Here is a 9,132-nt window from a genome sequence, read left to right as displayed (position 1 = left end):
CGTTGGTGGCGATCAGGGTGATGGTGCCGGTCAGGGCGGTGGTGCCGTCACCGGCCGTTGCCGCGGTGCCCGCGAAGGCGCCGATGGTAGCACCGAGCGTGGTGGTGCCGGTCGCCGCCGTCGTGCCGCCGGCCGCGCCGCTGAACAGCACGTTGCTGCTCGCCGTCGCGCTGGCGTAGGAGGTCGTGCCACGCAGATCAGCCGCCGTCGCACCGGAGATGGTGGCGGAGACGTTCGACTTGGTGGAGTAACCGACGGTGGTCTGCAGCGCCTGGTTGGCGATCGACTTGGCGCTGTCGATCAGCTTCTGCAGCGAGGTGATGCCGGTGTTGGCAGCCTGCAGCACCTGCACGCCGTTGGCGATACCATCGAGCAGGTTGTTGATGTCGCTGGCGCGGTTGTCGAGCGACTGGGCCGTGAAGAAGTTGGTGGGATTGTCGAGGGCCGAGTTGACGCTCTTGCCGGTCGACAGACGGTTCTGCGTGGTGGCGAGGAGGTCAGCGGTGGACTGGAGAGAGAGCAGGTTCTGGCGAACCGATGCGGAGAGAACGATACCGGACATAACTCTGTTACCTTTCTGGTAAACGACGCTACTGTTACACGTCTGCTTGGATTGTGACTGATCCAGCGACCGGCGGACCGTGGCGCCGAGACCTCTAACGAAACATGAAATGAAACCCGGGCTTTCGCCGCTTCACGCGTGATTCGGCCCGGCAGGCGGTCCTCATCGCTGCGTCGCCTCGCAAACGAACCTTTGAAATTGCTGAGCTTTTCCGTGCGAATAGCCCGAATTTACAGCTCGTTAACTAGTTGCGAGCGAGAATCACGTCCTGATAGGCCGCAACGAACGCTCGGTTACGAAAGCGTTGATGGAGAACAGGCATGGCCCTCAAGGTCGAACTCAGACCGCACGAACGCATCATCGTCGGTAACTGCGTGATAACCAACACCGACCAGCGCGCCCGCCTCCTGATCGACGGCGACAACGTGCCGATCCTGCGCGAGCGCGACATCCTCACGCCAGAGACCGCAGACACGCCCGCCAAGCTGGTCTATCTTGCGGTCCAGCTCATGTATATCTCGCCGGATCCGCAGACGCAGCACGGCACCTATTTCAACCTGGTGCGCGACATCGTCACCGCTGTCCCGAGCGCCTGGCCGATCATCGAAGCCATCAACAACAACATCCTCAACGGCGACCTCTACCGGGCGCTGAAGGATGCCCGCAAGCTGATCGTATATGAGGAAAAGTTGCGGGATCAGTTCGAGGCCACGCATCCCAAGGCGGAAAGCACGGCGGCCTGACCACACGCGATCGAAACGCATACGCAGTCCACGCAAACGACAACGGCCCCGGATCATCTCCGGGGCCGCTGTCGTATCAGGCCTGCACCGATGCTACTGGGCGGCGAGCGGCGGCGCCTCGACCTCGACCACTCCGTCCCCCGCTCCGGCGTGCGCCGAACTCCAGCACGGCCGCAACCAGCGCATCGATGTCGGTCTCGTCGGTGCGGTGATTGACGATCGCAGCGCGGATCGCGAACTTGCCGTCCAGCGTCGTGCTCGACGGAGCCGCGACGCCGGCCTCCTGGATGTCGGCGACGATCTCGCGATTGACCGCGTCATCGGCGCGGTAGCGGAAGCAGACGATGTTGAGATTGACCGGCGCCAGCAATTCCAGCCGCGGCTCGGCCAGAACACGCGTCTCCAGATATTTCGCGAGCGCGCAGCTTCGTGCGATCACCGAACCGAGCCGATCGGTGCCGAACGTCTTGAGCGTGAACCAGGTCTTCAGCGCACGGAAGCCGCGCGACAGATCCGGGCCGAGATCGCAGGGCCAAACTGCGCCCGCCGCAAGTCCCCTCGCCTCGCGGCGCAGATAGGCCGCTGGCTGCGCAAAAGCCTGCCGGTGCTGCTCGCCGTCGCGCACCAGCAGGAAGCCGGCATCGTACGGCACCTGTCCCCATTTGTGGAAGTCGAGCGCGATGGAATCCGCAAGCTCGATGCCGCCGAGCAGCGGCGCGAGCTCGGCTGACAGGATGGCGAGCGCACCGAACGCGCCGTCGACGTGAAACCAGATCTCCTCCTCGCGGCACAGCTCGGCGACCGCCTTGAGATCGTCGATCGCGCCGACATCGACGGTACCGGCAGACGCGACCACCAGGAACGGCTTGAAGCCTATCTCGCGATCCACGGCGATCTGCGCGCGCAGCGCGGCAACGTCGATGCGATGATCGGCATCGACACCGATCTTGCGCAGCGCGTCCGTGCCGAGCCCGGCAATGTCCACCGCCCGCGAGATGCAGCCATGTGCAGCATGCGACGTATAGGCGGTGAGCAATGCGCCGTCATTGCCGAGGCCGTGCTGCCGTGCCAGCGTGCCGAGCGCGTTCGTGCGCGCCACCAGCACCGCCATCAGATTGGCCATCGACGTTCCCGTGACGAAGATGCCGCTCGCCCCGTCCGGAAAGCCGAACAGGCGGCGCATCCACGCGACGATCTGGCGCTCGACCTCGATCGGCATATGGTCGCGTCCGCCGAGATTGGCGTTGAGGCCGGCCGCGAGCATCTCCGCGAGCATGCCCACGGCCGTGCCGCCGCCATGGACCCAGCCCATGAACCCGGGATGGACGTTGCCCGTCGCGTAAGGCGCGACATATTCGGTGAATTCGCGATAGACCTCGGCGAGGTTACTCGCCTCGCGCGGCACGTCGGCCTTGAGCGCCGCGCGGACTTCGTCGGGGATCGGCTGCCATACTGGGCGCGCCCGAACATTGGCGATGCCATCGATCGCCTCGTCCAGCATGCGATGGGCCAGCGCGCGAAACTCGCTCCAGTCCTGCGGATCGAGCGAGCTGTGCGTGACGGAGCTCTGCGCGTTGCGGATAATCTCGTTCATGCTGTGCTTCCCTCGCCCGCTCGCGCATGTCGCGACAGCATCTCCGTGAACGCCGCAAATATCTTGCGCATCTGCGGCGGCTTGTAGGGAAACACCGCCGGCGAATCCATGTTGTGCACGACGGCGGTGTTGTCGGCCTCGAACACCAGGAGCTCGCCGTTCTGGTTCTCGGCGCAGTCGACGATGAAATAGTCGAGGCCGACGCGCTTGCTCATCTCGTCGAGCGCGCTCTCGTGGCGCGCTGCGAAGGCGTGGTCAAAGTCGCGCATGAAGACGGCTTCCTCGGCCCGCTTCTCCTCGCTGAACGCCATATAGGCGTTGAGATACCAGATGTCCCAGCGATCGGCGATCGCCATGTGGCATGCGTAAGGCCTGCCGTCGACCATGGCGAGGCGATATTTACGGTAGAGTCCGTCGGGACTGACATAGTCGACGAAGCGCGCGACGAAGAAGTCCTGCTCTTTCCGCGCGGCGAGATAGGCTTCGAGCGCCGCTGCGTCGTCGAGCTTGGCGAGCCCGACGCCGGCATGCGAGCCACGCGGTCGCGCGATCATCGGAAAATGCAATTCACCGGCGATGGCCTCGCAGGTAATCCGTCCCGATGCGAGGTCCGACAATTGCGCGCGTGTGGCGTGGACGGTTGCGGGAATGTCGAGGCCGGGCACGTCCGCCAGCAGCCGATACAGCTTGTCGCGATCGAGGTTGCCGATCAGATCGGGGCGATTGAGCAGCGGCCGGGGCCAATGTGGCGCGGCCTTTTCGATCATCGCAAGCGCGTCCCGGCATTCCTCGGAATCGGACGCCACCACGATGGCAACGTCGTGCGCGGGCAGGCTCTCGGGCAGACCAACGCCCTTGACCACGTAGAGCGTCAACAACTCGATGTCAGAGCCTTCGATCAGGAAATCGATCGGCGTGTTGCCGCCCATGTCGATGTCGGCTGCAAGCGCGAGCAGGCGCAAGCCCGGCTTCTGCGCCGCGCTGGGCGTACGAAACAACTGATGGAAAGTCAGCACCTCCGACTGGATCGCAAGCCCCGCCTCCTTGTCGCCGAGGAGCTGGACGATCAGCGACAGATCCAGCCCCTCCCCCGCTTGCGCCGTCCCCTCCGTGATCCGGGCGAGGAGTTGATCGCGCAACGGCTGCAAATCGACGCCTTCAAAGGCTTGGCGCGTCAGCTGCGCAAAGCCGATGCGGTCGGCGTAGTTGGCCGCGGAAACTGGCTGCTGCATCTCACACCTCGAACGCCGACTTTACCTGCACGGGCGCGGCGGCGCCACGACCAACCAACAGCTCGATCTTGACCAGCACGTGCGCGACGCGATCGAGAATGTGCTGCACATTGCGTTGCGCCTGCGCCGTGTCCGGCGACCAGGCTTCGGTCACGAGCCGTGCGCCGATGCAAAGGCGCAACAGGGACAGCGGCGCCTCATCCTGCCGTTCCAGCCGGACCGGTTGGCCGATCAGGCAGCGCTGCGCAGCGACCTCCCGGTCGGCCGTGCTGCCGCCGATCTCCTCACTCATGTCGCGCGCCAGCGCCTGATGAACGGCAGCTGTTTCGGCGATCGAGACCGGCTTGCCGTCGCGCAGCAGCAGAAATGGGAAGATCGTACGTTGCGCGAACTCCTCGTCGTCCGCATCGACCTGTCCGCATCCAGACGGAACGAGGCGCAGCGATGGCGACAGCGCGATCATGCTGTCGATGCCGGCGGCGAGCTCGGTCAGCACCTTGGTGCGAAACACAACCGGCACCGCATGGTAGCTGGCGATCTCGGCCAGCGCCGCCTCCCAGCGCAACCATTGGCCGAAATTCGCCCGGCGCTCGAAGCGCGAACGCAACGCCGTCCAGGCCAACGGCCAGTCGCAACGGCCGGCATAATCGAAAAAGCCCGGCGCGATCGCCTCGACCCGGTCGAGGAGGCGCGAAAAGCCCTTCGGCACCAGCAGCGCGCCGCAGAAGGCCGGTCCGCCGAAGAATTTCGAGCCGGTGATCAGGACCAGGTAACCGCGGTCGAGATAAGAGCGCAGCCGCCGGCGCCCGAGCCGGGCCTGGCAAGCGTCGACGACGATCTGAACCTTGCGCGGCCAGCGGCGCGCGATCTCGTCAAGGCAGGCCGCGCTCGGTGCGCGCCAGTCGAGTTTCGAAGCATCCATGATCTGGAGCAGCACCGGCGCGCCCTGCGCGATCGTGGCCTCGACCGCGCGCAACACCGCAGCATCGACGTCGGCCCGCATCGCAATCCCGTCTCCCGCCTCGCGCAACGGCAGCGCGATGCTGGCGCCGGCGAGCCCCGCAACCGGGCCGTCCTTGCGGACGGCGAGGCCACTCGCCGTCATGCAGCTGAAATGATGTCCGCGCGCGGTATGGATCGTCCCGCTTCCGGTCTGATCGGACCCGACCACGATCGTCACCGGCGGCGCGCCGAGCACCGCGCGCGCCACGAACAAAGCATGGAGCTGGGAATCCGTGCCGGACGGAGAGAACACGACATCGACGCGCGGCGGGAGCTGGAACTGGCTGCGCAGCTCCTCGCGCATATCCTCGCAGCGCGCATCGAAGGCTAGCTCGACTTCGTCGAACAGGCACTTGTGCACCAGTTCTTCGCGCGCCAGCGCGGCGCGGTCATAGGCTGCTTGCGAGATCGTCGAGGCGGTCGAGGAAGCGAAGTTCCAGATGTCCGGCTCGGGCGAGGCGGCGCAGCGATAGGCGTTGGCGCGATTGCCGGCGTCGAGCATGAGCCGCGGATCTCCGCCGGAGACGAGCAGCGTGTCGAGCGGCGTGAAGAGATCGCGCAGGCGGTAACGCGAGCCGCCGTCGGATGCGCGTTCCGCGTCCGACAGACGGGATGGGCCGGCGCTCATCCCGAAAGGCTCACGCCGCATCGGCCGCCGCCGCTGGGGGCACGGCTGCGAATTGTGAGGCGATGTCGCCGTGGAATACCGACGGTCCCACGTGATCGAGCGAACTCTGGATATCGGCCCAGATCTCGCCACCGATGTCTGTCCAGCGCTTGCAGAAGGCGAAGTCTTCGGACAGATAGGTGCCGGTCGCCGGGTCGATCATGCATTCGAACAGCGCGAACCGGTTCGGGCTCGACGCCAGCGTATCGTGCGAATGCTCCCGGAAGAACTGCAACGCCGCGTAATCAGGGTGGCGGCACATCGCTTCCAGCACGTGGCGCCGGATCATCAGGAAGCCCGTGCCCGCATAACGGACACGGGTAAAGCCGTTGACGACCACGACGCGGTCGGGATCCTCGATCTCCAGCACGTAGTCGAGCGAGGCCGCCGGCACGTCGGTACGGCCTGACTGGATCGCGCGCGCGGCCTTGTCCCAGTTGACCCGCTTGATCGGATAGCAGCCGGCGACGACGTCGGCGCCGCATTCGATCAGCCGGAACACCTGCTCCGGCTTGAAACCGATGTCGGCGTCGATGAACAGGAAATGCGTCGCCCTGGGATCGTCCAGGAACATCGCGGCCAAATTGGCCCGCGCCCGCGTGATCAGCGCATCGCCGTCGCGCAGCAGCACCTTAAGCTCGAGATTGGACATGCCGTGCACGGCGCGCTGGAGCGCGAAGATCGAGCTCGCATAGATGCTCGACACCTGCCCGCCGAAGCATGGTGTTGCCACCACCAATTGCATCTTGTCCGACATCGACAGCCCCGCCCCGCTCCAATCCTCACCAAGAGGTAAAGAAGCATGGTTAACGGCGTCTTAACGCGGCCTTATAGGAACTTGACGAGCGAGAGCTGCGCCAGGTTCGAGGTCACCTGGTAGGAAGCCTGGAGCGCGTTCTGGAGCGCCAGGATCTCGCTCGCGACCTGGTCCGGCGAGGCCGATTCCGCCTGGTCGATGATGGACTGGAGCTGCGCCTTGGCCTGGGTCTGACGCGTGGTCGCGTCCTTCATCGTGTTCTGGGCCATGGCGATGTCGGTCTGGATGTCCTCGATGCGCTGCTGACCGGGCTGCTGGGTCAGCGCCTGGGTCGTGCGCAGGCTCAGCGCGGCCACCTGCCCGCCCGAATACTGGCCGGTCGGCGAGGTCGAGAAGGTCCCGAACACTGCGATCGCCTGCAATTGCCGGCGGATCGCATCCTCATTCGCCTGGGCGCCGTACTGCACCGTGACGGCATCGTCGACCCGCGCCATCGCGGTCGAGCGCGGCGAGCCGGGCCCGTCATTGCCCAGATACCATTCCACCGTATTGGCCGAGCCGTTGACCAGCGTGGTCGCCGAGCTCGCCGGCGAGGAGCCGACGCGCAGCGGCGGTTGCGTGGCGGTCACCGGCGTCGCGCTGAAGCCGAGCGAGCCCAGCGCGCCCGTATTCGAGCTCGTGATGTTGAGGCTCGCCGCATCGTCGGTGTTAACAGTGATCGAGCCGCCATGGACCGTCGAGGGCTTCGACGTCCCCGTGATCGCGTCGATCTTGCTCATCAGCGTCTGGATGCTGTCGGTGACGTTGAGCTGGTTGCCGGTCGCGCCCGAGGCGACGAAGGTCAGCGTGGTGCCGTTGACGGTGATGGTGTCGCCGGCGACGAAGCCCGGCGAGATCGAGTCCGAGGGGCTCGCGCCGGACAGCGCGGTCGCGCCGCTGATCGGTGCGGGCGGCGCCGCCTGGTTGTTGACGGGCGTGCCGATCGCCGAGCTCGCGCTGTTGAAGAAATTGTCGCCAGCGGTGACGGCAGAGGCCGCCACCAGCGACGTGTTGGCGAGCTTCTGGATCGCGGTGTTCAGCGCCGTGTTGAGGTTCGCGGCGGTGTTGTTCGGGTTGACGGGCGTGCTCGCATCGATTGCGAAGCTGCCGAGCGGCGTCGGGGTCGCTGTCGAGGCGGTCAGGTCGATCTGCTCGACCGTGCCGTCCGGCAGCGTGAACTGAACGCTCAGCTTGTCGCCGTTGTTCGGGTTGACGCCGTTGAGGTCGACCGAGAACGACACCGGCGAGCCGCTCGGGCCGGTGACGGTCGCACCCGTCAGCGTCGAGGAGACCGCCTTGAGCTTCAGCCCGAACGGTGATCCCGCGACGTCTTCCGACACCTGCACCGAGCTCGGCGTCGGCTGCGTCTGCACCAGGCGGCCCATGCCGTTGGCCCCTAAGTCAGCGGCCTGACGCTCGGCCATCACGGTCTTGAACCCCGCCTGCGTCGTGGTGCCGTTGATGATGTCGCCGGCATCGGCGACCGACTGCGTGTTGACGGCCGTTCCGGAGAACAGATAGCGGCTGCCGGTCTGCGTGTTGAGGACGCCGATCATCGAGCCGAACTGGGCCGCGGCGGTGTTCTGCGCGATGGTCTGGCCGTTGACGTTGAGATCCTGCGCGGTAGAGGCCGATCCGGTCTGCACCGTGCTGCGGATCTTCGTCAGCGACTGCAGCGCGGTGTTGGCGAGATTGATGCTGACGTTGACGTTGGTGATCGTGTCGGTATAGGCGGCGATGTTGGAGAGCTGCGCGCGCCCGGCGATCGCAAAGCCCTCGTTGGTGCCCATGCCGGCATAGTTCTGCGACAGCTTGCCGGTCGAAAGCTGCGTCGACAGGTCGGTGAGCTGCTGATTGATGTTGCGGATCTGCGAGCCGAGAACCGACGAGGAGTAGTTGATGCTGCTGATCGACATGTTTCAGAGCCCTGTTACTTGTTACCCTTGAGCCTGGAGCAACGTGTTCATCATGCTCTGCACCACCGACATCACGTGGGCGTTGGCGGCATAGGCATTCTGAAGCTGGATCAGGTTCGACATCTCCGAGTCCAGATTGACGCTGGAGGTCGAGTCGAATTTGGCCTGGAGCGTCGAGACCACGACGCTCTGGCCCTGCTGGAGCTGGGTCGCCTGGGTCGCGGCATTGGCCTGCACGCTCAGGAATTGCTGAAGGAAATTCGAGACGCTGCCTGTGAAGGGCTGGTTCGCCGAGCCGAGGCCGCTCTGCGGCGAATAGGAGAACACCGCACTGGTGAGGTGCGAATACAGATAGTCCGAACGCGTGGTGTCGCCCGAAGGCGTCACCGGCGAGGTGTTGTAGACCGACAGCCGGGTCGGATCGGAGACCAGCTGCGTGTTCACGGCGATGCGTCCGGCAAGGCCGGTCATCTGCGAGCCCGACGCGGTGATCGCGCCGGTATAGAGCGCCTGCCCGCCGTCCGTGAACACCGCCAGTTGCGGGTTGCCCGAGGTCAGCGACGACATCGTCTTGGTGGTCGTCGCCGAACTGACCTTGGCAAGGCCGGTGTTGTCGTCGG

The 9,132-nt window shown here is 65.5% G+C and carries 7 protein-coding genes and 1 pseudogene; 1 reads left to right on the top strand and 7 read right to left on the bottom strand.

The genetic code is table 11. The features are described from left to right. Positions 1 to 562, bottom strand: a 562-nt coding sequence (locus SE91_RS09230; protein WP_502687131.1) for a flagellin N-terminal helical domain-containing protein, incomplete at its 3' end; no start/stop codon positions are given. 320 nt (positions 563 to 882) lie between these two features. Between SE91_RS09230 and flbT the strand changes: the two genes are divergently transcribed. Then, positions 883 to 1,305 (top strand): flagellar biosynthesis repressor FlbT, encoded by a 423-nt coding sequence (flbT, locus tag SE91_RS09225; RefSeq protein ID WP_008554813.1) that lies wholly within the window; start codon positions 883 to 885, stop codon positions 1,303 to 1,305. 93 nt (positions 1,306 to 1,398) lie between these two features. On the opposite strand, the pseudogene SE91_RS09220 reads toward flbT, so the two are convergent. From SE91_RS09220 to SE91_RS09195, 6 genes and pseudogenes are all read right to left on the bottom strand, one after another. Beyond that, positions 1,399 to 2,899 (bottom strand): annotated as a pseudogene (locus tag SE91_RS09220) (pyridoxal phosphate-dependent decarboxylase family protein). After that, complete coding sequence (locus SE91_RS09215; RefSeq protein ID WP_061847372.1) at positions 2,896 to 4,131, bottom strand: ATP-grasp domain-containing protein; 1,236 nt, start codon at positions 4,129 to 4,131, stop codon at positions 2,896 to 2,898. Before SE91_RS09215 ends, SE91_RS09220 begins: the two are co-directional and overlap by 4 nt. Before the next feature lies 1 nt (position 4,132). Next, positions 4,133 to 5,782 (bottom strand): hypothetical protein, encoded by a 1,650-nt coding sequence (locus SE91_RS09210; RefSeq protein WP_061847371.1) that lies wholly within the window; start codon positions 5,780 to 5,782, stop codon positions 4,133 to 4,135. Further along, positions 5,772 to 6,557: a methylenetetrahydrofolate reductase gene (locus tag SE91_RS09205; RefSeq protein WP_061847370.1), complete on the bottom strand. Its 786-nt coding sequence runs from the start codon at positions 6,555 to 6,557 to the stop codon at positions 5,772 to 5,774. Before SE91_RS09205 ends, SE91_RS09210 begins: the two co-directional genes overlap by 11 nt. Positions 6,558 to 6,628: 71 nt before the next feature. Next, the gene (locus SE91_RS09200) at positions 6,629 to 8,512 is read right to left on the bottom strand and encodes a flagellar protein (protein WP_061847369.1); all 1,884 of its coding nucleotides are present in this window, start codon (positions 8,510 to 8,512) and stop codon (positions 6,629 to 6,631) included. A 21-nt stretch (positions 8,513 to 8,533) separates the two neighbouring features. Beyond that, positions 8,534 to 9,132: flagellar basal body rod C-terminal domain-containing protein (locus SE91_RS09195; RefSeq protein WP_283806223.1), on the bottom strand; the 599-nt coding region annotated here is incomplete at its 5' end.

The organism is Bradyrhizobium sp. DOA1 (assembly GCF_001593325.1).
GTDB lineage: Bacteria > Pseudomonadota > Alphaproteobacteria > Rhizobiales > Xanthobacteraceae > Bradyrhizobium.
Note: the sequence above shows the minus strand (reverse complement) of the source record. Positions and strands in the feature narration are given on the sequence as shown.